General features: G+C 59.2%; 19 protein-coding genes. 10 read left to right on the forward strand and 9 right to left on the reverse strand.

All coding sequences use genetic code 11. The features are described 5' to 3' along the window. The first annotated feature begins 92 nt into the window (after positions 1 to 92). Complete coding sequence (locus tag G5193_RS16550; RefSeq protein ID WP_421206484.1) at positions 93 to 950, forward strand: NERD domain-containing protein; 858 nt, start codon at positions 93 to 95, stop codon at positions 948 to 950. A 48-nt stretch (positions 951 to 998) separates the two neighbouring features. Here the strand turns inward: G5193_RS16550 and G5193_RS16555 are convergent, their stop codons facing one another. Next, positions 999 to 2,180: a DUF1615 domain-containing protein gene (locus G5193_RS16555; RefSeq protein WP_421206486.1), complete on the reverse strand. Its 1,182-nt coding sequence runs from the start codon at positions 2,178 to 2,180 to the stop codon at positions 999 to 1,001. 257 nt (positions 2,181 to 2,437) lie between these two features. Here G5193_RS16555 and G5193_RS16560 point away from each other — a divergent pair, with 257 nt between their 5' ends. After that, positions 2,438 to 3,472, forward strand: coding sequence for a sterol desaturase family protein (locus tag G5193_RS16560; RefSeq protein WP_421206506.1), 1,035 nt, complete (start codon positions 2,438 to 2,440; stop codon positions 3,470 to 3,472). 124 nt (positions 3,473 to 3,596) lie between these two features. On the opposite strand, the gene carB is transcribed toward G5193_RS16560, so the two are convergent. The 3 genes from carB to dapB all read right to left on the reverse strand — a co-directional run bounded on the left by carB (position 3,597) and on the right by dapB (position 9,461). After that, positions 3,597 to 6,821, reverse strand: a complete 3,225-nt coding sequence (gene carB / locus G5193_RS16565; protein ID WP_033113583.1) for a carbamoyl-phosphate synthase large subunit — start codon at positions 6,819 to 6,821, stop codon at positions 3,597 to 3,599. Positions 6,822 to 6,841: 20 nt separating this feature from the next. Then, entirely contained in the window at positions 6,842 to 7,978 is a 1,137-nt protein-coding gene (gene carA / locus G5193_RS16570) for a glutamine-hydrolyzing carbamoyl-phosphate synthase small subunit (RefSeq protein WP_041208559.1), read from the reverse strand. A gap of 670 nt (positions 7,979 to 8,648) precedes the next feature. Next, positions 8,649 to 9,461, reverse strand: a complete 813-nt coding sequence (gene dapB, locus G5193_RS16575) for a 4-hydroxy-tetrahydrodipicolinate reductase (RefSeq protein ID WP_005347132.1) — start codon at positions 9,459 to 9,461, stop codon at positions 8,649 to 8,651. A gap of 273 nt (positions 9,462 to 9,734) precedes the next feature. Between dapB and G5193_RS16580 the strand changes: the two genes are divergently transcribed. The 5 genes from G5193_RS16580 to serA all read left to right on the forward strand — a co-directional run bounded on the left by G5193_RS16580 (position 9,735) and on the right by serA (position 15,666). Continuing rightward, on the forward strand, positions 9,735 to 10,715 hold the full coding sequence (locus tag G5193_RS16580; protein WP_421206488.1) for an alpha/beta hydrolase: 981 nt from the start codon (positions 9,735 to 9,737) through the stop codon (positions 10,713 to 10,715). A gap of 438 nt (positions 10,716 to 11,153) precedes the next feature. Further along, positions 11,154 to 12,488 (forward strand): Na+/H+ antiporter NhaC family protein, encoded by a 1,335-nt coding sequence (locus tag G5193_RS16585; RefSeq protein ID WP_421206490.1) that lies wholly within the window; start codon positions 11,154 to 11,156, stop codon positions 12,486 to 12,488. Positions 12,489 to 12,701: 213 nt separating this feature from the next. Further along, positions 12,702 to 13,298 (forward strand): 5-formyltetrahydrofolate cyclo-ligase, encoded by a 597-nt coding sequence (locus G5193_RS16590; RefSeq protein ID WP_005337635.1) that lies wholly within the window; start codon positions 12,702 to 12,704, stop codon positions 13,296 to 13,298. Positions 13,299 to 13,459: 161 nt separating this feature from the next. Next, on the forward strand, positions 13,460 to 14,113 hold the full coding sequence (rpiA, locus tag G5193_RS16595) for a ribose-5-phosphate isomerase RpiA (RefSeq protein WP_005353106.1): 654 nt from the start codon (positions 13,460 to 13,462) through the stop codon (positions 14,111 to 14,113). A 320-nt stretch (positions 14,114 to 14,433) separates the two neighbouring features. Beyond that, the gene (serA, locus tag G5193_RS16600) at positions 14,434 to 15,666 is read left to right on the forward strand and encodes a phosphoglycerate dehydrogenase (RefSeq protein WP_005337639.1); all 1,233 of its coding nucleotides are present in this window, start codon (positions 14,434 to 14,436) and stop codon (positions 15,664 to 15,666) included. 81 nt (positions 15,667 to 15,747) lie between these two features. On the opposite strand, the gene G5193_RS16605 is transcribed toward serA, so the two are convergent. Next, entirely contained in the window at positions 15,748 to 16,128 is a 381-nt protein-coding gene (locus tag G5193_RS16605; RefSeq protein ID WP_005337641.1) for a diacylglycerol kinase, read from the reverse strand. A 144-nt stretch (positions 16,129 to 16,272) separates the two neighbouring features. Between G5193_RS16605 and G5193_RS16610 the strand changes: the two genes are divergently transcribed. Further along, positions 16,273 to 17,340, forward strand: a complete 1,068-nt coding sequence (locus tag G5193_RS16610; RefSeq protein ID WP_421206492.1) for a 3-deoxy-7-phosphoheptulonate synthase — start codon at positions 16,273 to 16,275, stop codon at positions 17,338 to 17,340. A 237-nt stretch (positions 17,341 to 17,577) separates the two neighbouring features. On the opposite strand, the gene G5193_RS16615 is transcribed toward G5193_RS16610, so the two are convergent. From G5193_RS16615 to G5193_RS16625, 3 genes are all read right to left on the reverse strand, one after another. Continuing rightward, positions 17,578 to 18,375, reverse strand: coding sequence for an ATP-binding cassette domain-containing protein (locus tag G5193_RS16615; RefSeq protein WP_162632481.1), 798 nt, complete (start codon positions 18,373 to 18,375; stop codon positions 17,578 to 17,580). Positions 18,376 to 18,440: 65 nt separating this feature from the next. Further along, positions 18,441 to 19,448, reverse strand: coding sequence for a vitamin B12 ABC transporter permease BtuC (btuC, locus tag G5193_RS16620; RefSeq protein ID WP_421206494.1), 1,008 nt, complete (start codon positions 19,446 to 19,448; stop codon positions 18,441 to 18,443). A 99-nt stretch (positions 19,449 to 19,547) separates the two neighbouring features. Then, complete coding sequence (locus G5193_RS16625; protein ID WP_421206496.1) at positions 19,548 to 20,279, reverse strand: substrate-binding periplasmic protein; 732 nt, start codon at positions 20,277 to 20,279, stop codon at positions 19,548 to 19,550. A gap of 112 nt (positions 20,280 to 20,391) precedes the next feature. Here G5193_RS16625 and G5193_RS16630 point away from each other — a divergent pair, with 112 nt between their 5' ends. Both G5193_RS16630 and tapW read left to right on the forward strand, forming a co-directional pair. Further along, the gene (locus tag G5193_RS16630; protein ID WP_005337656.1) at positions 20,392 to 20,748 is read left to right on the forward strand and encodes a DMT family protein; all 357 of its coding nucleotides are present in this window, start codon (positions 20,392 to 20,394) and stop codon (positions 20,746 to 20,748) included. A 58-nt stretch (positions 20,749 to 20,806) separates the two neighbouring features. Next, a complete protein-coding gene (gene tapW, locus G5193_RS16635; protein ID WP_005353124.1) occupies positions 20,807 to 21,946 on the forward strand; it encodes a type IVa pilus ATPase TapW in 1,140 nt (379 codons plus the stop codon). 95 nt (positions 21,947 to 22,041) lie between these two features. Here the strand turns inward: tapW and G5193_RS16640 are convergent, their stop codons facing one another. Continuing rightward, complete coding sequence (locus G5193_RS16640; RefSeq protein ID WP_019446653.1) at positions 22,042 to 22,491, reverse strand: methyltransferase family protein; 450 nt, start codon at positions 22,489 to 22,491, stop codon at positions 22,042 to 22,044. Positions 22,492 to 22,616: the final 125 nt, after the last annotated feature.

Here is a 22,616-nt window from a genome sequence, read left to right on the forward strand (position 1 = left end):
GGCGCTGGCAGAGTAGTAGTGGCATAGATCACACACGCTTGTTGAACCCACTGTTAACATGTTGCCATTGCACATCAGACGACAGCGTTGAAATGGACTTCACACCCGTTATTGCGATTCTACTGGGCCAGTTCTGGTATCTGCTGCCCCTGTTGTTGATTGCCACCCTGATCAAAACGCCCAGGTTCAAGGGGATGGTTGGGGAGGCATTTATCAACTTGGGCATCCGGCTTTTTCTCGACCAGCGGGAGTACCACCTGCTCAAGGATGTGACGCTGCCAACCCCGCAGGGCACTACCCAGATCGACCATGTGATCATCTCGCGCTTCGGGCTATTTGTGATCGAAACCAAGAACATCAAGGGGTGGATATTTGGCAATCCAGCCCACAAGAGCTGGACCCAGCAGCTCTATCGCCGCAGACATACCTTTCAAAATCCCCTGCGCCAAAACTATCTGCACCTGATGACGCTCAAATCCTTGCTGGGTCTTGCTGATCATCAGCTCCATTCGATTATCTACTTTACTGGCGACTGCACCTTTAAAACCCCCATGCCGGATAACGTGATGAACCGCGGGCTTATTCGCTATATCAAGAGTAAAACCACGCAGGTGTTGACCTCTGCCGAAGTCACCAGAGTGATCGACACCATCCAGCGGGGACGACTGGCCGCCAATTGGCAGACCCATAAACAGCATGTGGCGCAGCTAAAGGCGCGCCACAACCAACCTGCCATTCCCTCTTCCCCAAGCAATAACGTCAGCATGGTAAAAGAGGAGCTCCCCATCCTTCATGACACGAGTCACGCCCAGCAGCGTTGCCCGAAATGCGGCAACGCCATGGTGCTTCGCACCGCACGTCGTGGCAGCAACAAGGGGGAACAGTTCTGGGGATGCAGCGCTTACCCGAAATGCCGGCAGATAATCACGCGGCAAGCTGAAGAGCGGTAAACATCGGAAACAACAAGGGCGGCCAATTGGCCGCCCTTGTTGTGTTTCTTAGCGAATGGTCGCCATCTGCCGCACGCAGCGCTGCTCCCTGTCATCCACCCGCTTGGCAAACCAGGCGGTGGTGAGGTTGCGGGTGATCTTGGGGCTTTTCAGCTGAATGCCCGGCAGGATGGCGCGGGGCAACCGCTTGCCCGCTTTCTGGTCTGCCAGCGTGAACACGCGATGATAGAGGTCGCTCTGGCCAAATTCGGCGGTATCGCCGAGTTTCAGGCTCTGATGGATCGCCTGCTGACTCATGTTGATCCGGCTGGCAATGGTATAGACCGCGAGTTCCGTCTTGCCCGGCAGGTCGGAGTCATAGCGGATCAGATCGCCATCCAGAGCCAGCGTGGTACCGCTCAAACGGCTGACGGCGGCCTGAAAGGCGGCGTTGCGACTGGCATACCAGCCGGCGTTGAAGTCAGCGAAACGGTAGAGGGTATCGGGGTACTCCGCCTCATAACCGAAGATATGTTTGGTGCCAAACCAGATACCGCCGCGACGGGTAAAGACTTCGTGGCGGATGGACTCCTTGACCGGATAGGGGTAACCACGGGTATTGGCCTCGGCAAAGGCGATGCTCACCTGCATCGGGCCGCCGGTGTGCACCGGGTTCATGTTGCCAAACAGGGTCTTGCCCATCGGCAGCATGCTGATCATGTCTTCGAAAATTTCGCTCATCTCCCGCTCGGTGCGAAGCGCATCGATGCGCTCGGCATAGCTCTTGCCTGTCGGCGAGTTGATGGAGAGCGCGGCCCGCACCATAAACTCGGGGATCAGCAGCTTGGCCGCCCGCGAGTTGATCTCCTTCCAGGCGATCTTGCCAAGGCCCGGCACCACGGGATCGGCCTGATAGGTCGCCTCCTGCTCCGCTACCGCCAGCACGGTACAGACGTTGTGGTCATTGACTGTCACCCCCTGGGTAGTGAGCGCCGTCACCACATCGTTGGCCCACCCCTGCTTGTCGGCCACATGGCGGGGCAGAAACCTCACGATGCGGCTCTTCATATCCGCCGGCTTGCGCGGCTGCATGGCTGGCGGGGTCGCCTTTTTGGCGGGCGTAGTTGCGCCCGTTGTGTCGCCAGGCGCCGGGGCAGAAGCGGGATCGCTGGCACAGCCGGCCAGCAGCAAGGGGATCAGCAGCGCCAGCGTGCGCATGGCGGGGGAAACAGAAAAGAGAGAGAGCGTCATCGGATATCCGGTACTGAGGCTGGAGGCAAACCCGCCAGGCGGCGGGCGCACACATGATGGCTCATTGTAGAGAATTGATCCACAAGGCTAAAGTCCCATCACCTCGCCCCTCTTCCTGACCAGACAGGGGTTGCCGCAACAGGAGCGCCCCCAGATATGACCAGATAACAGGTATGACCCGACAACAGACATGGGCTTTTATCGAGAGTTGTTTACATTTAGAATGCCGCCGCCAGGATGCTCACGGTATGGACCCTATGGATACGCTCGCCCATCTCTTTGCTTACGTGCAGCAGTGGCTGCTCACTCCGATCTGGCACTGCCTGACCGGACTGTTTGACTTCAACGGGCGGCTGGGCCTCCCCTTTCTGCTGATATCCGGCCTCATTGCCTACCTCCTCTACCGTGTGCGCCGGCACCAGCAAGGCCCCGCAGCGGGCAGTTTCGCCGGTTTTCTCGGCGGCCGTGCCATCTGGCTGCATCCCTCCGCCCTGCTCGATTATCAGTATTATCTGGTGCGTGCCCTGCTCCATGTGGCCCTGATCGTGCCGCTCCTGACCCTGCTCAACCCCTGGCTTTTGCAGGCAACGGATATTACCTCCGCGCTCACCCGTCTGTGGGGGGAGCGTCCCCGTCTGGCCGAGGCTAGCTGGCTGATGATGCTTTACGGTCTCGGGGTATTTCTGGTCAGCGATTTCGTCCACTACTGGCTGCACCGTCTCTTTCACAGCCGCTGGCTGTGGGAGTTTCACAAGGTGCACCACAGCGCCACCGTGCTGGTACCGCCGACCGCCAGCCGCATTCATCTGGTGGAGAAGCTCGCTGAAATCCTGCTCAAGGGGAGCGCTCTCTCCCTCTACTCCGGTGCCTTCTACTGGCTGTGCGGAGGAACCGTGCGCCCCTACACACTGTTTGGGGTGGGCTATCTGGTGCTGATCTTCAACTCGCTGGCCGCCAATTTGCGCCATAGCCATATCTGGCTGTCGTTTGGCCCGCGGCTGGAGCATATCTTCAACAGCCCGGCCCAGCATCAGATCCACCACAGCCGGGATCCCCGCCACTTCAACCACAACTTCGGGATCAACCTGTCGCTGTGGGATTGGTGGTTCGGCACTCTTTACGTCACCAACCACCAGCCAGAGCCCCTCACCTTCGGGGTCGGCCCGAAAGACAATGTGCGCTACAGCCGCCTGAGCGCGCTGATCCTGCGCCCCTTTCTGGTCACGGCCCGCAAGCTGTGGCATGCCCTGCCCCGTCCACGCAGTCGCAAGCCGCAGCCTGATTTACGGTAGTTACGCTCTTCGCCCCATAAGTCCAGTCCTCGCAGCACCCACCCCGTCGTCATAAAAAAGCCCCCGCCATTACTGGCGGGGGCTTGTCATCTATGCGGAGCGAGCATGGCTCGCGCGCAGAGCGTTAGCGGTTGTTCACCCGCTCGTGCAACTCCTGCACCGAGTTGACGCTGGCAGTGGCATCCACGCTGATGGCCATGCAGGTCGCGAATGCCTCGTTCATGGTGGTGGTATACGCCACCTTGTTCTGCAGGGCGGCGCGGCGCAGCTGCTTGGAGTCCTCGATGGCCACCCGCCCTTCGGCGGTGTTGACGATGTAGGTGTACTCGCCATTCTTGATGCGGTCGAGAATGTGCGGGCGACCTTCGTGCACCTTGTTGACCAGACGCGGGTTGATGCTCGCCTCGCCCAGCGCGACAGCGGTGCCGTGGGTGGCATCCAGCTCGTAACCCAGCTCCAGCAGCTTGGCAGCCAAGTCGACTACCTGCGCCTTGTCGCTGTGACGCACTGACAAGAGGGCTCGCCCCTCTTTCGGTACGGCGTGGTTGGCACCCAGCTGCGCCTTGGCATAAGCCTCGGCAAAGCTGCTGCCCACCCCCATCACCTCACCAGTGGAGCGCATCTCCGGCCCCAGCAGCGGGTCAACCCCCGGGAACTTGGCGAACGGCAGCACCACCTCTTTCACCGAGTAGTAGGGCGGGATGATCTCTTTGGTAAAGCCCTGCTCTTTCAGGCTCTGACCGGCCATCACGCGGGCGGCAATCTTGGCTAGCGGCGCACCGGTCGCCTTGGAGACGAACGGCACGGTACGGGCGGCACGCGGGTTCACCTCGATGAGGTAGATGTCATTGCCCTTGACCGCGAACTGCACGTTCATCAGGCCGATAACGCCGAGCTCCAGCGCCAGCTTGCGCACCTGCTCGCGGATCTCGTCCTGAATCTTTTTGGACAGGGTGTAAGGAGGCAGGGAGCAACCGGAGTCACCGGAGTGGATACCGGCCTGCTCGATGTGCTCCATGATGCCGCCGATAACCACATCGGTACCGTCGCAGATGGCATCCACGTCCAGCTCGGTGGCATCGTCCAGGAAGCGGTCCAGCAGTACCGGCGATTCGTTGGAGACGCTCACCGCCTCGGCGAAGTAGCGACGCAGGTCGGTCTCGTCGTAGACGATCTCCATGGCGCGGCCACCCAGCACGTAGGAGGGGCGAACCACCAGCGGGTAGGTGATGCGCTCGGCCACCACGACCGCCTGCTCCAGCGCGGTGACGGTGCCGTTTTCCGGCTGCTTGAGGCCAAGGCGCTCGACGGCAGACTGGAAGCGCTCGCGGTCTTCGGCGCGGTCGATGGCATCCGGGCTGGTACCGATAATCGGCACGCCGTTGGCTTCCAGTGCGCGGGCCAGTTTCAGCGGGGTCTGGCCACCGTACTGGACGATAACGCCCTTGGGTTTCTCGATGCGCACGATTTCCAGCACATCTTCCAGGGTCACCGGCTCGAAGTAGAGGCGATCCGAGGTGTCGTAATCGGTGGAGACGGTCTCCGGGTTACAGTTGACCATGATGGTCTCGTAGCCGTCTTCACGCAGGGCCAGCGCCGCATGCACGCAGCAGTAGTCAAACTCGATGCCCTGACCGATGCGGTTCGGGCCGCCACCGATGACCATGATCTTGTCGCGGTCGGTGGGGTTGGCCTCGCACTCCTCGTCATAGCTGGAGTACATGTAGGCGGTGTTGGTGGCGAACTCGGCGGCGCAGGTATCGACCCGCTTGTAGACCGGGAAGATGTTGTGGCGGGCACGCAGCTTGCGCACTTCCCCTTCGGCCACACCGAGGATCTTGGCCAGACGCGCATCGGCAAAGCCCTTGCGCTTGAGGGCGCGCAGGAAGTCGGCATCAAGACCGGCCATGCCGCGCTCTTTCACCTCTTCTTCCAGCTTCACCAGCTCTTCAATCTGCACCAGGAACCAGGGGTCAATCTTGGTCAGCTTGAAGATGCCGTCCATGGAGAGGCCTGCGCGGAAGGCGTCGGCGATGTAGAAGATACGCTCGGCACCGGCATCCTGCAGCTCGTGACGGATGCGGGTCAGGGAGTCCGGGGCGTTCAGATCCACCATGGGGTCGAAGCCCGCCTTGCCGGTCTCGAGACCGCGCAGCGCCTTGTGCAGGGACTCCTGGAAGTTGCGGCCGATGGCCATCACTTCACCGACGGACTTCATCTGGGTGGTCAGACGGTCGTTAGCACCGGCGAACTTCTCGAAGTTGAAGCGCGGCACCTTGGTCACCACGTAGTCGATGGCCGGCTCGAAGGAGGCCGGAGTACGACCGCCGGTGATATCGTTCATCAGCTCGTCCAGGGTGTAACCGATGGCGAGCTTGGCGGCAATTTTGGCGATGGGGAAACCGGTCGCCTTGGAGGCCAGCGCCGAGGAGCGCGACACCCGCGGGTTCATCTCGATGATGACCATGCGGCCATCTTTCGGGTTGATACCGAACTGGACGTTGGAGCCGCCGGTCTCGACGCCGATCTCGCGCAGCACCGCCATGGAGGCGTTGCGCATCAGCTGGTACTCCTTGTCGGTCAGCGTCTGGGCTGGCGCGACCGTGATGGAGTCACCGGTGTGGATACCCATGGGGTCGAAGTTTTCGATGGCGCAGACGATGATGCAGTTGTCGTTGCGATCCCGCACCACCTCCATCTCGTACTCTTTCCAGCCGATCAGCGACTCGTCGATGAGCAGCTCTTTGGTCGGGGAGAGATCCAGACCGCGCTCGCAGATCTCGACGAACTCTTCGGTGTTGTAGGCGATGCCGCCGCCGGAGCCGCCCATGGTAAAGGAGGGACGGATGATGCAGGGGAAGCCAACCATCTGCTGCACGCCCCACGCCTCTTCCATGTTGTGGGCGATGCCGGCGCGCGGGCACTCGAGGCCAATGCTGCGCATCGCCTTGTCAAAGCGGGAGCGATCTTCGGCCTTGTCGATGGCGTCAGCAGTGGCGCCGATCATCTCGACACCGAACTCGGCCAGCACGCCGTGCTTCTCCAGTGCCAGTGCGCAGTTGAGCGCAGTCTGGCCACCCATGGTGGGCAGGATGGCGTCCGGGCGCTCTTTCTTGATGATTTCGCGCACTACTTCCCAGGTGATGGGCTCGATGTAGGTGGCGTCTGCCATCTCCGGGTCGGTCATGATGGTGGCCGGGTTGGAGTTGACCAGAATGACGCGGTAGCCCTCCTCGCGCAGGGCTTTGCACGCCTGGGCGCCGGAGTAGTCAAATTCGCAGGCCTGGCCGATGACGATGGGGCCGGCGCCGAGGATCAGGATGCTCTGAAGGTCGTTACGTTTTGGCATGAAACTCTTTCCTCTATTCCTTAGGCGCGATACTGCTTAATCAATTCAATAAAGTGGTCAAAGAGACCGGCACAGTCGTGCGGGCCCGGGCTCGCCTCGGGGTGACCCTGGAAGCTGAAGGCCGGACGGTCGGTGCGATGGATGCCTTGCAGGGAGCCATCGAACAGGGAGACGTGGGTGGCGCGCAGGCAATCCGGCAGGCTGTTCTCGTCTACCGCAAAACCGTGGTTCTGGGCGGTGATCATCACTGTGTTGTCGTCCAGGCTCTTGACCGGATGGTTGGCGCCGTGGTGGCCAAACTTCATCTTGACGGTCTTGGCGCCGGAGGCCAGACCCAGCAGCTGGTGTCCCAGACAGATACCGAACACCGGCGTGTTGGTATTAAGGAAGGTCTTGATGGCGTCGATGGCGTAGTCGCACGGCTCGGGGTCACCGGGGCCGTTGGAGAGGAAGATGCCATCCGGGTTCAGCGCCAGTACCTCGGCGGCCGGGGTCTTGGCGGGTACCACAGTCAGGCGGCAACCACGGTCAACCAGCATGCGCAGGATGTTGCGCTTGACGCCGAAGTCATAGGCCACCACGTGGTATTTCAGCTGGTCGGCATCCGGGGTGACGTGCCCCTTGCCAAGCTGCCAGCTCCCTTCGGTCCAGTTGTACGCCTCATTAACCGTGACCTCTTTGGCCAGATCCATTCCCTTCAGACCGGGGAAGGCACGGGCCTGTTCGAGGGCATAGGCCTCATCGACTTGCTTGCCGGCCAGAATGCAGCCAGCCTGGGCGCCTTTCTCGCGCAGGATGCGGGTCAGTTTGCGGGTGTCGATGTCGGCGATGCCAACGATATTGTGAGACTTGAGGTATTCGGAGAGGGATTGCTGATTGCGGAAATTGGAGGCAAGTATCGGAAGGTCCCGGATGATCAATCCCTGAGCATGGATTTGACTGGACTCTTCATCTTCGCTGTTGGTGCCGGTGTTGCCTATATGGGGGTAAGTGAGGGTGACTATCTGACGGGAATAAGAGGGATCGGTGAGGATTTCCTGATAGCCCGTCATCGACGTATTGAAAACCACTTCACCAACGGAACATCCCTCGGCGCCTATCGACACGCCTTTGAATACAGTTCCATCTTCCAGCACTAGCAATGCAGTGTGATTCAAGACAACCTCCAGTTATTTAGCTTTAAATTCAGCAATTTACCTGGGTGTTGCGGGCTCGGTTCCGGTCTTGGACAGGACTCGAACCCGGCAGATTTCTGGCAAATTGGGCGCATTCTACTTAAAAAAAGTGGCATTTCAACGTCTTTTCTCAGATGAAATGCATCTAAATTCAATAAAAAAGCAACATTACCCATTATCTATGCACTCAATCGCTTTGCAACCCCCTCCCATGAAAGAAAAGGAAAAACCACCACCAAAAGATGACACCAAGCCAGCAATAGCGACAAAAACAAACAAAAAACCCAATTAAAACAATGGCATTTATTTTTACAAACAAAACATTAATGACAGATTTAACGTTTTTATGATGACAAGAGTGAACGTGAAAAATGGAAAACGTTTTTCTTCGTTTGAATTTTTAGTCTTTTCAGATTGGTGTAAAAAAATGGCTTCATCAGCCATAAAGATGCTCAAATCTGTTACCTGGTGATGACATTCAGGAAGGGAAAATCTGGCGGATCACGCAATATTGTGATTTATAGGGCATTCAGACAAAAATTGCCGATAGCGTGTCTTTTTACACAAACTCTGGCTGACTGACAGCAAAAACCCCGGCAAGCCGGGGTTTTTCACTGGGGTAGCAGTAGTACGAAAGTGCCGCTCAGAGGCATCACTTGAGATTGAGCACATCCTGCATGTCATAAAGACCGGCACCCTGCTGACCAAGCCACTTGCCCGCCCGCACAGCACCGTTGGCGAAAGTCAGACGGCTGGAGGCCTTGTGACTGATCTCCACCCGCTCGCCGATATCGGCAAACATGACGGTGTGCTCCCCCACCAGATCGCCGGCGCGGATGGTGGCAAAGCCGATAGTGTTGCGATCCCGCTCGCCAGTGATCCCCTCGCGACCATAGACGGCGCACTCTTTGAGATCCCGGCCCAGCGTTTTGGCGACCACTTCCCCCATGGAGAGCGCAGTACCGGATGGCGCATCCACCTTGTGGCGATGGTGGCCTTCGATGATCTCGATGTCGGTATAATCCCCCATCACCTTGGCGGCCTGTTCCAGCAACTTGAAGACCAGGTTGACCCCGACCGAGTAGTTGGAGGCGAACACGATACCGATCTGCTTGCCCGCCTCTTTCAGGGCGGCCTTGCCTGCATCGTCAAAACCGGTGGTGCCGATCACCATCTGCTTGTGGTGGGCCAGCGCAAAAGCCAGATTGGCAAGGGTCACCTCGGGGCGGGTGAAGTCGATGATGAGATCAAACTCATCGCGCACCTTGTCCAGACTGTCGCTGATGGCCACACCCAGATGGCCCAGCCCATTGAGCTCACCGGCATCAAGACCGATCACCGCCGAACCCGGCCGCTCCAGCGCAGCACCAACCACCACGCCATCGGTGTTGGTGATGGCCTCCAGCAGCACCTTGCCCATACGACCATTACAGCCCATCACGGCCACACGGATCGGATTGTCCATCTCCACCCTCTCATCTCTTTTAATTATGGAAAGAGACCGTTTTACCAGCCCGCGCCGGGTTTGAAAAGCCATGATGCCACCACTCCTTGCTGCACTCGCCAACAGCAGCGCCCGCTGGCTGGCCAAGAACTTCCTTTTGGTCACAGGCCGCTTTTCATCGTCTCACTCCATCATTTGGCAGACCGGGTGCCATCTGATAGGTTCGAACGAGTGAAATGCCAGAATACACGGAACCAGGGCAACGCCCGTGTCGATATCAAACGAGGTGCAAGGATGAGCGCAGGATTGCTGTTTGCTGTGGGGTTGATATCACTGACCCTGGTCATGCTGGCAGCGGCTCTGCTGTTTGGCGGGCCTAGTCCGGCACCGGCGATGGCCAGCATCAACGACCCTTTCAAGGGGAGTGGCTGGAGCAACATGCCACCTATCTCAAGATACCCGGCGCGTGACGGCACGCAGCTGGCCTATCGGCACTATGGCGCAGAGGGCAATACGAAGAACAACAAGGTCAAGGGCAGCGTGGTACTGGTTCACGGCTCTTCTGCCAGCAGTCAAAGCATGCACAAGATGGCGAACGCCTTTTCGCAAGCGGGATACGACGCCTACGCCCTCGATATTCGCGGCCATGGCGCATCGGGCAACAAAGGCACCATTGCCTACATCGGTCAGCTTGAAGACGATCTGGAAGATTTCATCAAGTCGGTAGCCCCCGACAAGCCTGCAACACTCGTCGGCTTCTCGTCAGGCGGCGGCTTTGTGCTGCGTGTTGCTGGCAGTGCGCGACAAACCCTGTTCGAGAGCTATCTGCTGCTCTCCCCCTATCTCGGCCCCACCGCCGCCAACTACCGGCCCAACAGCGGTGGCTGGGTACGTGTCGGCTTGCCTCGCCTCATCGCCCTGAGCATCCTCAACGGTTTCCATATTTCCGCACTCAACCCTCTGACCGTGCTGAACTTTGCTCTCAATGATGAGGCGAAATCCCTGCTGACCCCCTCCTACTCCTTCAACCTTGCCTCTAACTTTCAGCCAGAGCGCGACTATCAGCAGAATTTACGCAATGTGCAACTCCCCTGCGCCGTGATCGCGGGTGCAAATGACGAAGCTTTCCAAACAGATCAACTTGAACCTGAGTTAAGACGTCTCGGCATCTCCTGGCCTGTCACCCTGCTGCCCGGAATTGGCCACATTCCGCTGACGCTGGAACAGGATGCCATTGCGACAGCCGTTCAGGCGGTAGAGAAACTGACACAGTAACCACACAGACAAGATCTTGTGTCCACGCGTTCTGGAAATATCCGTACCATGCTCACGTAGAGATAGAGAGAGGTGCGGCTGACGTTTGGCTGCGGGAGAAATCCCCAAGATGGCATGCAGAGATCTTATCGTTTACCTCTTTCCTTATTAAAGACACGCGATACCCCCAGATACCCGCGGACTGCGCCAGAACAGCAATGAACAATAAACAGCGCTAACTTCTTTTTCCGAATATTCTTTGGATATCTCAACAACACCAGAATCATCAAACAAAAACACTTATCCATCTGGACGTCTATCTTGACCAAGCGAGGTTGACTCACTACTGTGGGCACCCCAATGCGGCAGGATGCCCGCCCTGTTTTCCCCCTATCCCTATCAGATACAGGTACAAAGCAGTTTATGACAGGAGGTCATTGTTCAATTTCAGAGGAACACATGATCCAGACTCAACCCAGTGCCAGGGCCTTGTTGCCACTTCTGGTTTTTCTCGCACTCTTTATCGGTACCGGTACCTGGCTGACCCTGCAGGGGGTCGAATTCGCCTTCTATCAGCTGCCCGCTCCGGTTGCAGCCTTGCCTGCGGTGATGCTCGCCCTGCTGCTTGGCAAAGAGAGCTTCAACAGCAATCTGGAGACCTTCTTCAAGGGGGTTGGCCACAGCAATATCATGGCGATGTGCCTTATCTATCTGCTGGCAGGGGCCTTTGCCAGCGTGGCCAAGGCCACCGGCGGCGTTGATGCCACTGTGGCGCTGGGTCTCTCCCTCATCCCCGGCTGGGCACTGCTGCCCGGGCTGTTCCTCATCTCTGCCTTTATTGCCACCGCCATGGGCACCTCCATGGGCACCATAGGTGCCGTGGCGCCGGTGGCCCTTGGCGTAGCGCAGGCAGCCGGTATTGATCCTGTGCTGATGGCAGGCACCATTCTCTCCGGCGCCATGTTTGGCGATAACCTCTCCATCATCTCCGACACCACCATAGCAGCAACCCGCAGCCAGGGATGCGAGATGAAGGACAAGTTCCGCGAGAACTTCAAGATTGCTGCCCCCGCTGCCATCGCGGTGATCCTGCTCTATCTGACCCTGGGGTCAGTGGGTGAATCCCCTGCCAGTGACAGCGCCATCGAACTGTTCAAGGTGATGCCTTATCTGCTGATCCTGGGGCTGGCGCTCGCCGGAGTGAATGTGTTTGTGGTGCTGGGGATCGGCATTCTGGCCGCCGGAGCGGTGGGCATGATCAACGGCTACGCCATCGGTCAGTTCAGCAAGGATATCTATCAGGGCTTTACCGGCATGCAGGAGATCTTCCTGCTCTCCATGCTGATCGGCGGTCTCGGCGCCCTGATGGAGCGTCAGGGTGGTCTGGCCTGGATCAGTGAGCGCATCAGCGCCCTGATTGCCCGTTTCACTCGCGAGCACAATGGTGAACAGAACGAGAAAGCCGCCGAGCTCGGCATCGCCGGGGTGGTGAGCCTCACCAACCTCTGCACCGCCAACAACACGGTGGCTATTATCGTCGCCAGCAAGGTAGCCCGGGATCTGGCCGAACACCACGGTGTCACCCCGCGCCGAGCCGCCTCCATGCTCGATATTTTCTCCTGCGTGGTACAGGGTCTGATCCCTTGGGGCGCACAGGCGCTGCTTCTGGGATCCATCTTCGCCCTGTCACCGCTGGCGGTAGTGAGCATGAGTTTCTACCCGATGGCACTCGCTGTAGCAGCACTCATTGCCGTGTTTGTGAAGCACCAGATGCGCGGCAAAGCTGACAAGTAACAGACCAGAGGCTGGCGCGCCGACATGCTGTCAACAGGGGCCACACCCTGGCCCTTGTTGACTCACTAACGGATCCGCCAGCATTTATCCCACCGTTCCGGGCATCAGCCGTCCGGGGCGAGAGTTCCCCTGTCACCCCTTAACGTCAAGAGTGAATGTGCTAAGGTAGAGCGCGTTCAAGCCATCGATGCGCAGCTATACCAGAGGTTCCCCATGCATGAGTCCCAACCCGAACGTCAATCCCTGCGCCAACTGGTTCGTCAACGCCGCAAAAATCTGAGTCCGGCCGAGCAGCAAGCGGCGGCCCAACAGCTGCTGGCCCAGTTCAAGCAACACCCCGAGATCCTCGCCGCCAAACGCATTGCCCTCTATCTGGCCAATGACGGGGAGATCAACCCCCTGCCCACCATCCACTGGCTGTGGGCCCAGCACAAAGAGGTCTACCTGCCGGTGCTCCACCCTTTTACCCCGGGTCACCTGCTCTTCTTGCGCTATACCGCCACCAGCCCCATGGTACGCAACCGCTACGGCATCGAAGAGCCGGAGCTGGATATCCTGCAGGTGGTGCCCCACAGCACGCTCGATCTTATCTGCACCCCGCTGGTCGCCTTCGATGCCCAGGGCAATCGTCTTGGCATGGGAGGCGGCTACTACGATCGCACTCTCGCCATCTGGCATGAGCACAAGCTGGGCCCCAAACCGCTCGGCATTGCCCACGACTGCCAGCAGGTGGATGCGGTCCCGCAAGAGGAGTGGGATGTGCCGCTGCCCCAGATCATCACCCCGAGCCACTGCTGGCGCTTTGAATAGGCTGTTTTTGGCAGGCAGCCCCTGCTTTGTGCGCGCAAACGCAGAATAAACAGGCAAACGATTTACAAAGTCCCTCTTTTTGCCCCGGAACGTGAGCAACAAGGTCGCGACGGGGTACCGGGTTGGATATAATGCGCCCGCTTTTTTCTTAAGGAACGATCATGACTCAAGATGAAATGAAGAAGGCGGCCGGTTGGGCTGCGCTCAAGTATGTGGTTCCCGGCACCATCGTCGGGGTGGGCACCGGCTCTACCGTCAACCACTTTATCGACGCGCTGGCGACCATGAAGGACGAGATCAAGGGGGCGGTATCCAGCTCCGTGGCCTCTACCGAGCGCCTCAAGGGCTTCGGCATCACAGTATATGATCTCAACGAGATCGACGCCCTCTCCGTCTATGTGGATGGCGCCGACGAGATCAACGCAACCCGCGACATGATCAAGGGCGGCGGCGCAGCCCTGACCCGCGAGAAGATCGTTGCCGCCGTCGCTGACAAGTTCATCTGCATCATCGACAACACCAAGACCGTCGACGTGCTGGGCCAGTTCCCGCTGCCGGTGGAAGTGATCCCCATGGCCCGCGAATACGTGGCCCGCGAAATTCGCAAACTGGGTGGCAACCCGGTGTGGCGTGAAGGGGTGGTCACCGACAACGGCAACCACATTCTGGATGTGAAAGGCATGGCCATTACCGACGCCAAGGCGTTGGAAGTGCGACTGAACGCCATTGTTGGCGTGGTCACCAACGGCCTGTTCGCCGCCCGCGGCGCCGATGTGGTCCTGATCGGTACGCCGGACGGCGTGATTACCCAGTAATCCCGACATCGGTAACACAGTGCAGCGGCATCCTCGCCCGCCAACGCCATTGTGCCAGCCCTGACGCAACAGCGGTGTTGATTGAGCCCCGGGATGGGATATGACCCAAACATTGCACTGTGAATAAATGACGGCGCCTGATGGCGCCGTTTTTATTTATCCCTCAACAAGTTGCATACGGATGTTTACAACATTCGTTGATAACTTCAAAGAATTTGACTTTCGTCACAAATATTCCCTCTCCCAAACGTTTTTGCTACTTTACGGTTTTCTTCGCACACCAAATCTGCACTTACGTTTGCACATACAGAGGGATCGTCATGACTGCCAAGTTTTCGTTGGACAAGGATAAAATCAAGGTTCTGCTGCTGGAGGGGGTTCATCCCAACACCGTAGAGACCTTTCGTGCCGCAGGTTACACCAGTGTGGAGTATCTCAAGACCTCGCTCTCCGAAGAGGAGCTGATCGAGCAGATCCGCGACGTCCATTTCATCGGGCTGCGCTCCCGCACCCAGATCACCGAGAAAGTCCTCGACGCCGCCAACAAGCTGGTCGCCATCGGCTGCTTCTGCATCGGTACCAACCAGGTCGAGCTGGAAGCGGCCCAGATCCGCGGTATTCCGGTCTTCAACGCCCCCTTCTCCAACACCCGTTCGGTCGCCGAGCTGGTACTGGGCGAGATCCTGCTGCTGCTGCGCGGCATCCCCGAGAAGAACGCCAAGTGCCATCGCGGCGTGTGGGAAAAACTGGCCAACCGCTCGGTGGAAGCGCGCGGCAAGAAGCTCGGCATCATCGGCTACGGCCACATCGGTACCCAGCTTGGCATCATCGCCGAGAGCATCGGCATGAAGGTTTATTACTACGATATCGAGAACAAGCTCTCGCTGGGTAACGCCATTCAGGTGCCGAGCATGGTCGAGCTGCTCAATATGTCTGACGTCATCAGCCTGCACGTGCCGGAGACCGCCTCCACCAAGAACATGATCGGAGCCGAGCAGCTGCGGATGATGAAACCGGGCGCCATCTTTATCAACGCCGCCCGCGGTACCGTGGTGGATATCGATGCGCTGGCTGACGTCATCAAGAGCGGCCATATCGCCGGCGCCGCCATCGACGTCTTCCCGGTCGAGCCCAAGTCCAACGACGAGGAGTTCCAAAGCCCGCTGCGTGGGTTGGAGAACGTCATCCTGACCCCGCACATCGGTGGCACCACCCATGAAGCGCAGGAGAACATCGGGCTGGAAGTAGCCAACAAGCTGGTCAAATACTCCGACAACGGCTCCACCCTCTCCGCCGTCAACTTCCCGGAAGTGTCGCTGCCGGGCCACAAGGGCTCCAGCCGTCTGCTGCACATTCACCGCAACCAGCCGGGCGTGATGAACCAGATCAACCAGATCTTCGCCGAAGAGGGGATCAACATCGCCGGTCAATACCTGCAGACCAGCAGCCATATCGGTTACGTGGTGATCGACGTGGAGACCGAGCACAGCGAGAAGGCGCTCGCCAAGCTCAAGGAGATCAACGGCACCATCCGTGCCCGCATCCTCCACTGATAGACCCTTATCTGCGCAGCAAAAAGCCCGTCGTGATGACGGGCTTTTGTATAAAGCAGAACCTCAAAGCAGCGTGATGGCTTACCACCACCCCAACAGGTTGCGGCCCACCAGCGCGCCCCACACCAGGGCATTGAGGGCCAACGCGATAAAGACGGCGGCGGAGCCCAAATCCTTGGCGCGACCGGAGAGCTCATGATGCTCGGAGCCAACCCTGTCTACCACAGCTTCAATGGCGGAGTTGAGGATCTCGACGATCACCACCAGCCAGCTGATGACGATAAGCAGCAGGATCTGGTTGAGAGAATCCCCCAGCCAGAAGGCAAGTGGCATCAGCAACAGGATCAGCATCAGCTCCTGCCGAAAAGCCGCCTCGTTAATCCAGGCTGACTTGAGCCCCTTCATGCTGTAACCGGTTGCGTTGATGATGCGGGTGACCCCGGTTGCCCCTGGCTTTGCCACGCTAACTACCTCATTTGGAATCGATTTTGGCCTCACATCCTATCAGAGCCCCCCAAGGTTTCAATCAGGGGACTTTTGCTTTATTTTATCTCTTTGCTTTTTCGCCCCTTGCGGCTGACACCACCCACTCGAGACTTGAGTTGTATGTCCATTCACACAGATGAATTGCGCACCCGTCGCCTGGAGTCACTGATCACTCCGAGCGAGCTTGCACACGCGTTTCCGATCACCGATACCATTGCCCAGAATCTGCTGGATGCCCGTCGCGAAGTGGAAGCCATTCTGGCCGGAGACGATCAGCGCCTGCTGGTCATTGTCGGCCCCTGCTCTATCCATGATCCCGCTGCTGCTCGCGAGTATGCCCAGCGCCTCAACGCCCTGCGCGAGCAGTATAAAGAGAGCCTCTGCATCGTGATGCGCACCTATTTCGAGAAACCACGCACCATCGTCGGCTGGAAGGGACTGATCAACGATCCGCGCCTCGATGGCAGCTTCGATGTCAACGAAGGGCTGAAACTGGCGCGCAAACTGCTGGTCGACATCAACGAGATCGGCATGCCCACCGCCACCGAATTCCTCGATATGGTGACCGGCCAGTATATTGCCGACCTCATCACCTGGGGCGCCATCGGCGCACGCACCACCGAATCCCAGGTACACCGCGAGATGGCTTCGGCCCTCTCCTGCCCGGTTGGCTTCAAGAACGGCACCGACGGCAATACCCGCATCGCCATCGATGCGGTGCGCGCCGCCCGTCACAGCCACATCTTCTATTCGCCGGACAAGGACGGCAAGATGACCATCTACCGCACCGCCGGTAACCCCTTTGGTCATGTGATCCTGCGTGGCGGCCACCGACCCAACTACGACACCGCCAGTGTCGATGAAGCGTGCGAGGCGCTGGCCGATGTGGGCCTGCCGGAGCGGCTGGTGGTCGATTTCAGCCACGGCAACAGCATGAAGGATCACCGTCGCCAGCTGCTGGTCGCGCAAGATATCTGCGATCAGCTGCGCCGCGGCCGCACCGGCATCGCCGGTATCATGGCCGAGAGCTTCCTGGTGGAAGGGCGTCAGGATGTGGAGAACGGCTGCGCCGCCACCTTTGGCCAGAGCATCACCGATGCCTGCCTGTCATGGAGCGACACCGAAACCCTGCTGGCGATGCTGGCCGAAGCCGCGCGGGTACGGCTGAACAAAGCAAACCTGCGGTAAGACTGCGACATCACCCTTCGGCCAGAGCATCACAGATGCCTGCTTGTCGTGGAGCGACACCGAAACCCTGCTGGCGATGCTGGCAGAAGCCGCGTAGGTACGCCTGAGCAAACAGGCTTGAACTGCGAATAAAACCAAAGGGGCCGGTATTTTTGATACCGGCCCCTTCTTCTTGCTGTCGGCCGATTACGCTTCGCTAATCGGCCCTACATGCGCCCTCTTTCCTGTACACCCTACTCACAAACTGGGCATAAACCACACGCGCCCTGCCGCTTCGATACGGTCGGTGCGAATCTGGAACACCTGCGCCAGCAGCGCTTCATCCACCAGCTCGACACCCCCTTCACGCACCACCGCGCCCCCTTGCAGGCAGAGAATGCGGTCGGCCCAGTCGATGGCCAGATTGATATCGTGGATGGCGAGCACCACCAGCAATCCCTGCACGGCCAGGGTTTTCAGCAAGCGCAACAGCGCCAACTGATGATGCAGATCGAGCCCCGCCAGCGGCTCGTCTAGCAGCAGCACCTTGCCGGTCGGATTGAGGCTCGGCCACAGCTGCAACAGGGTGCGGGCAATCAGCACCCGCTGCTGCTCGCCCCCCGACAACCGGCTGAAGTCACGAGCCAGCAAAGCTTCCAGCTCCAATGCCTCGCACAATGCATTTATCGCCTCGTTCTGTCTGGCAGGTGCAACCATCTCATCGAGCCCCAGGCTCAACACCTGAAACACCGGAATATGAAACAGCTGGGGCTGACGCTGGGGCAGCATGGCGCGCCGTTTGGCAAGCTCGGGCCAACTCATGTCAGTAAGCACTTCCCCCCCCAGCAGCACTGTGCCATCGGCGGGTAAAATCCCCGCCAGCGCCCCGAGCAGGGTCGACTTGCCACTGCCATTGGGGCCAAGCAGCGCCACCAACTGGCCGCCATGCCAGCGGATATCCAGGGGAGAGAGCCGTCCGGCAATGGCGAGTGCGCGCGCCTCCAGCATCGGCGCAGCAGCACGAGAAGAAACCGGCATGGGATCAGCGGGTGACATCGGCATCTTGCCTCAACAACGGGTAAATAAGAAGACTGCGCGCCCCGACCAAATCATGCAGATATTCATGCAGCACCATCGGCAGTTTGCCTCAATAGCAGGTAGATAAAGAGCGGCGCCCCCACCGAGGCGGTGATGACGCCGATAGGCAACTCCCCCGCGCTCAGGGTGGATCGAGCAACCAGATCGGCCGCCAGCAGCAGGGCCCCGCCGCCAAGCGCCGAGGCAGGCAGCAGAAAGCGCTGATCGCTGCCACCGCAGAGCCGCAGCAGATGGGGCACCACCAACCCGACAAAACCGATCACGCCGCACAGCGACACCGCCACACCGGTCAGCAGACAGACCGCCAGCACCAACCGCACCCGCATCCTGTCGACATCCATCCCCATCAGGCGGGCCTGGGTCTCCCCCAACAACAACTGTTGCAGCGCCTTGCCCTGCCAGCAGAGCCAGCACAGGGTGAGCGGCAGCACCAGCCACCACCAGGCAAACTGCTGGCTGCCGTAAGAGAGGCTGCCCATCATCCAGAACATGAATTCACGCAAGGAGCCGTCGTCGGCAAAGTACATCAGCCAGGTCATGGCGGCATTGGTGAGAATACCGATAGCCACCCCAAACAGTAGCAAGCGGGCATGGCCGAGACGCGCCCGGCGAGCCAGCCGAATGAGCAGCATGGTCACCAGCAGGGCGCCACCGAAGGCCGCCAGTGACAGCCCCCAGCCGGGCAGATAGACACCGAGGGATTTGGCTACCGCCATCGCTACCATGGCAGCCAGTCCTGCCCCGCTTGAAACACCAAGCAGCCCGGGCTCCGCCACCGGGTTGTGCAGCATCACCTGCAGCACGGCACCGCCACAGGCAAGCGCTGCACCAGCCAAGAGGGCCAGCAAGGCGCGCGGCAGACGCAGCTCCAGCAGGATGCGCTGTTCGAGATCGCCAAGGGGCTGCCAGGGCAGCAGCACAAACTCGCCCCAGACGAGGGATAAGAGAAACAGCAGCAGGGTCAGCAGCGTCAGGCCACAGAGCCAGCGCCGCTGCCAGCGCTGCTGGCGGGCGATAAGGGAGAGGTACAAGGATGATCCCCAACAATAACAAGGCTACATCCCCAGCCCTGTCGCAGCGCCTGGGGGAAGCAGGAAAAGGGCATGATAACAGTGGCTTGCCACCCAAGGTCAAGGCTGGTAACGCTTTGCCATCACGCTTATCTCGCCGCTGGCCACCAGATTTTGCAGCGCTACCAGCAAGGGCTGGCGCAACGACTGATGAGGTGAGTGCTTGCTCATCCCCAGATAGAGGGTCACCGGCGTGGCGGGGCGGTAGTCCGCCTTGCCTATCCGGCTGGCATTTCCCTGACTCAGGGCATAGTCCACCTGACAGTCAGTGCCAATCATCAGCGGCAGGTGACCGCGCTGCACCATGCGCAGCAGCTGATCTTCGGTGGGTACTCCGTGCTTGTCGAGGCGGCCGTCACTGTTGAAGGGCTCAAAGTAGGCGGAGTTGAGCACATAGCCCACCTTCACCCCCTGCAGATCGCGGTATTGGTGGATCCGGGCCACATTGACCGGCTGACCATAAAACGCGGGCCAGCACTGGTAGTAGGCAGGCTGCAGATAGTCGATAAACTGCGCCCGCTCGGCGGTATAGGCGAGGCCAATCATCAGATCGACCTGACCGGTCTGCATCTGCTTGAGCGCCCTGCCCCACGGCATCCGTCGTACCTGCAACTCAATGCCGCTCGCCTGTTGCAACCGACGCAGGATGTCCATGTCGAGCCCCTGCAACCGGCCATCAGCTTGCAGGATGCGAAATGGCGGCCACAGATCGGTGGCCACCGTCAGCGTCGGGGCCGCACGCACCGGCATGGCAAATAACAGTAACAACACAATCCCGCATAACTTGCCCATCCCGTCGCATACCTCGCACGGCTTATCCTGTTGGTTAAAAATACCCTCCCGCACCACGTATGAAAACCCGTGGTTCAGGGATAAAATGCGCCGGATTTTCAAGGAGAACCCTATGAACCCGATTTTCACCAGTATCGGTCTGCTGCTCTGCAGCAACGTCTTTATGACCTTCGCCTGGTACGCTCACCTCAAGAGCATGAACCATAAACCCTGGATCATTGCCGCCCTGGTGAGCTGGGGTATCGCCCTGTTCGAATACCTGCTGCAAGTGCCCGCCAACCGCATCGGCCATACGGTGATGAGCGTGGGCCAACTTAAAATCCTGCAAGAAGTGATCACACTCACCGTATTCGTCCCCTTCTCTATCTTCTATCTCAAGGAAGATCTGAAATGGGACTATCTCTGGGCAGGGCTCTGCATTCTCGGTGCGGTCTTTTTTGTCTTTCGCGAGAAACTGACCGGCGCCTGAGGCTGTACACTCAATATCATCCCGCTCATGGCATCTCATTGATCGAAGAGGCAAAAAAATGGAATTGCGAGACATGTTACAGATCCTGGCCAAGCAGGATGGCTCAGACCTCTATCTGTCGACCGGCGCGCCCCCCTGCGCCAAATTTAACGGCGGCCTGCGCCCCCTCAACGAAACGCCGCTGGAGCCGGGTGAAGTGGCGCGGATCGCCGCCGAGATCATGGATGGCGAGCAGAAGCAGCAGTTCGAGAAGGATCTGGAGATGAACCTCGCCATCTCCCTGCCCCAGATCGGCCGCTTTCGGGTCAACATCTTCAAGCAGCGCAACGAAGTCTCTCTGGTGGCCCGCAACATCAAGACCGAAATCCCCCGCTTTGAAGATCTCAAACTCCCGCCTGTGTTGCTCGACACCATCATGGAGAAACGCGGTCTGGTGCTGTTTGTCGGCGGTACCGGCTCGGGTAAATCCACTTCGCTGGCGGCGCTTATCGACCACCGCAACCGCAACAGCGGCGGCCACATCATTACCATCGAGGATCCGGTGGAGTTCGTTCATCGCCACCGCAAGAGCATCATCAACCAGCGGGAGGTTGGCGTGGATACCCGCAGCTTCCACGCCGCCCTGAAAAACACCCTGCGTCAGGCGCCGGACGTCATTCTTATCGGCGAGATCCGCGATCGCGAGACCATGGAACATGCGCTGGCCTTCTCCGAAACCGGCCACCTTGCCATCTCCACCCTGCACGCCAACAACGCCAACCAGGCGCTGGATCGCATCATCAACTTCTTCCCCGAGGAGCGCCGCCCCCAGCTGCTCAACGATCTGGGCAACAACCTCAAGGCTTTTGTCTCCCAGCGGCTGGTGAAAACCACCGATGGCGGCCGCCGGGCCGCAGTGGAGATCATGCTTGGCACCCACACCATCCGCGACATGATCAAGCGCGGCGAATTTGGCGGCCTCAAAGAGGTGATGGAAAAATCCAAGGCCCTCGGCATGGTCACCTTCGACAGCGCCCTGTTTGATCTGGTGGTGGAAGGGGTAATTGAGGAAGAAGAGGCGGTGAAAAACGCCGACTCGGCCAACAACCTGCGCCTCAAGATCAAGTTGTGGAAGGAGAAGGGGCAGATTGCCAGCAGCAGCGATGCCACTGGCTGGAGCCTCGAACCCACCAAGGACGAGAAGGGCGATTTTTTCTAACCTGTCCCCTCGAGAACCCCGGGCCCGCCCGGGGTTCTCTTTATCCAGCACGGCTGACCCGAATTATCCGCTCAGCTCACGCAGCTCACAGCCAGTCAGCACCAACGGCGAACGCGCTGGCAATACGCCACATACTCGTCGCCGAAACGAGCATGCAACAGCCGCTCCTCCGGCATGATCTGAAAGCGAGTCAGCCAGGCAACCAGCACGATTGGCCCAACCCAGACCCAACTTCCACCGAGATAACAGCCCCAGGCGGCCAGCCAGCAGAGCAGCCCCAGATACATGGGATTGCGACTGACACGATAGACGCCACAGGTCACCAGACGACTGGTGTGCTGAGGTTTGGTGGGGCTGACCGTGGTCTGGTGGTGACGAAATCGTTGCAGGGCACCAAAGCCCATGATGGCCCCCGCCACGACCAGCACAGCCATCAGCGCCATTGCCCAGATGCCGGGCTGGCTCTCCCCTCTTAGCCACCACATGGCCCCGGCACAGAGCAGGAAGATCAGCGGTGGTGGCAAACGTAACTCAAGATTGACCATTTTATTCCCCTGACGAGTGTCGGCCGAACCCGTGTTGCGGTAGACTCCCAACCAGTCAGCGCCTGTTGAGAGTGACAAAGATCATAATAATAACAACAAGTTGTGGTTAAACCACCACCAATGTG

The sequence above is a fragment of the Aeromonas sp. 601027 genome, assembly GCF_049174455.1.
In the GTDB taxonomy this organism is placed as follows: Bacteria; Pseudomonadota; Gammaproteobacteria; order Enterobacterales; family Aeromonadaceae; genus Aeromonas; species Aeromonas veronii_A.

Bases quoted from the DNA above. Each gene is read 5' to 3' on its own strand.
- G5193_RS16590 (WP_005337635.1), top strand. From the start codon at position 12,702: ATGCATGAGTCCCAACCCGAACGTCAATCCCTGCGCCAACTGGTTCGT.
- G5193_RS16555 (WP_421206486.1), bottom strand. From the start codon at position 2,180: ATGACGCTCTCTCTCTTTTCTGTTTCCCCCGCCATGCGCACGCTGGCG.
- tapW (WP_005353124.1), top strand. From the start codon at position 20,807: ATGGAATTGCGAGACATGTTACAGATCCTGGCCAAGCAGGATGGCTCA.
- G5193_RS16640 (WP_019446653.1), bottom strand. From the start codon at position 22,491: ATGGTCAATCTTGAGTTACGTTTGCCACCACCGCTGATCTTCCTGCTC.
- G5193_RS16560 (WP_421206506.1), top strand. From the start codon at position 2,438: ATGGATACGCTCGCCCATCTCTTTGCTTACGTGCAGCAGTGGCTGCTC.
- G5193_RS16630 (WP_005337656.1), top strand. From the start codon at position 20,392: ATGAACCCGATTTTCACCAGTATCGGTCTGCTGCTCTGCAGCAACGTC.
- G5193_RS16625 (WP_421206496.1), bottom strand. From the start codon at position 20,279: ATGGGCAAGTTATGCGGGATTGTGTTGTTACTGTTATTTGCCATGCCG.
- G5193_RS16610 (WP_421206492.1), top strand. From the start codon at position 16,273: ATGTCCATTCACACAGATGAATTGCGCACCCGTCGCCTGGAGTCACTG.
- G5193_RS16580 (WP_421206488.1), top strand. From the start codon at position 9,735: ATGAGCGCAGGATTGCTGTTTGCTGTGGGGTTGATATCACTGACCCTG.
- dapB (WP_005347132.1), bottom strand. From the start codon at position 9,461: ATGGACAATCCGATCCGTGTGGCCGTGATGGGCTGTAATGGTCGTATG.
- G5193_RS16615 (WP_162632481.1), bottom strand. From the start codon at position 18,375: ATGTCACCCGCTGATCCCATGCCGGTTTCTTCTCGTGCTGCTGCGCCG.
- G5193_RS16550 (WP_421206484.1), top strand. From the start codon at position 93: ATGGACTTCACACCCGTTATTGCGATTCTACTGGGCCAGTTCTGGTAT.
- serA (WP_005337639.1), top strand. From the start codon at position 14,434: ATGACTGCCAAGTTTTCGTTGGACAAGGATAAAATCAAGGTTCTGCTG.
- G5193_RS16585 (WP_421206490.1), top strand. From the start codon at position 11,154: ATGATCCAGACTCAACCCAGTGCCAGGGCCTTGTTGCCACTTCTGGTT.
- rpiA (WP_005353106.1), top strand. From the start codon at position 13,460: ATGACTCAAGATGAAATGAAGAAGGCGGCCGGTTGGGCTGCGCTCAAG.
- carB (WP_033113583.1), bottom strand. From the start codon at position 6,821: ATGCCAAAACGTAACGACCTTCAGAGCATCCTGATCCTCGGCGCCGGC.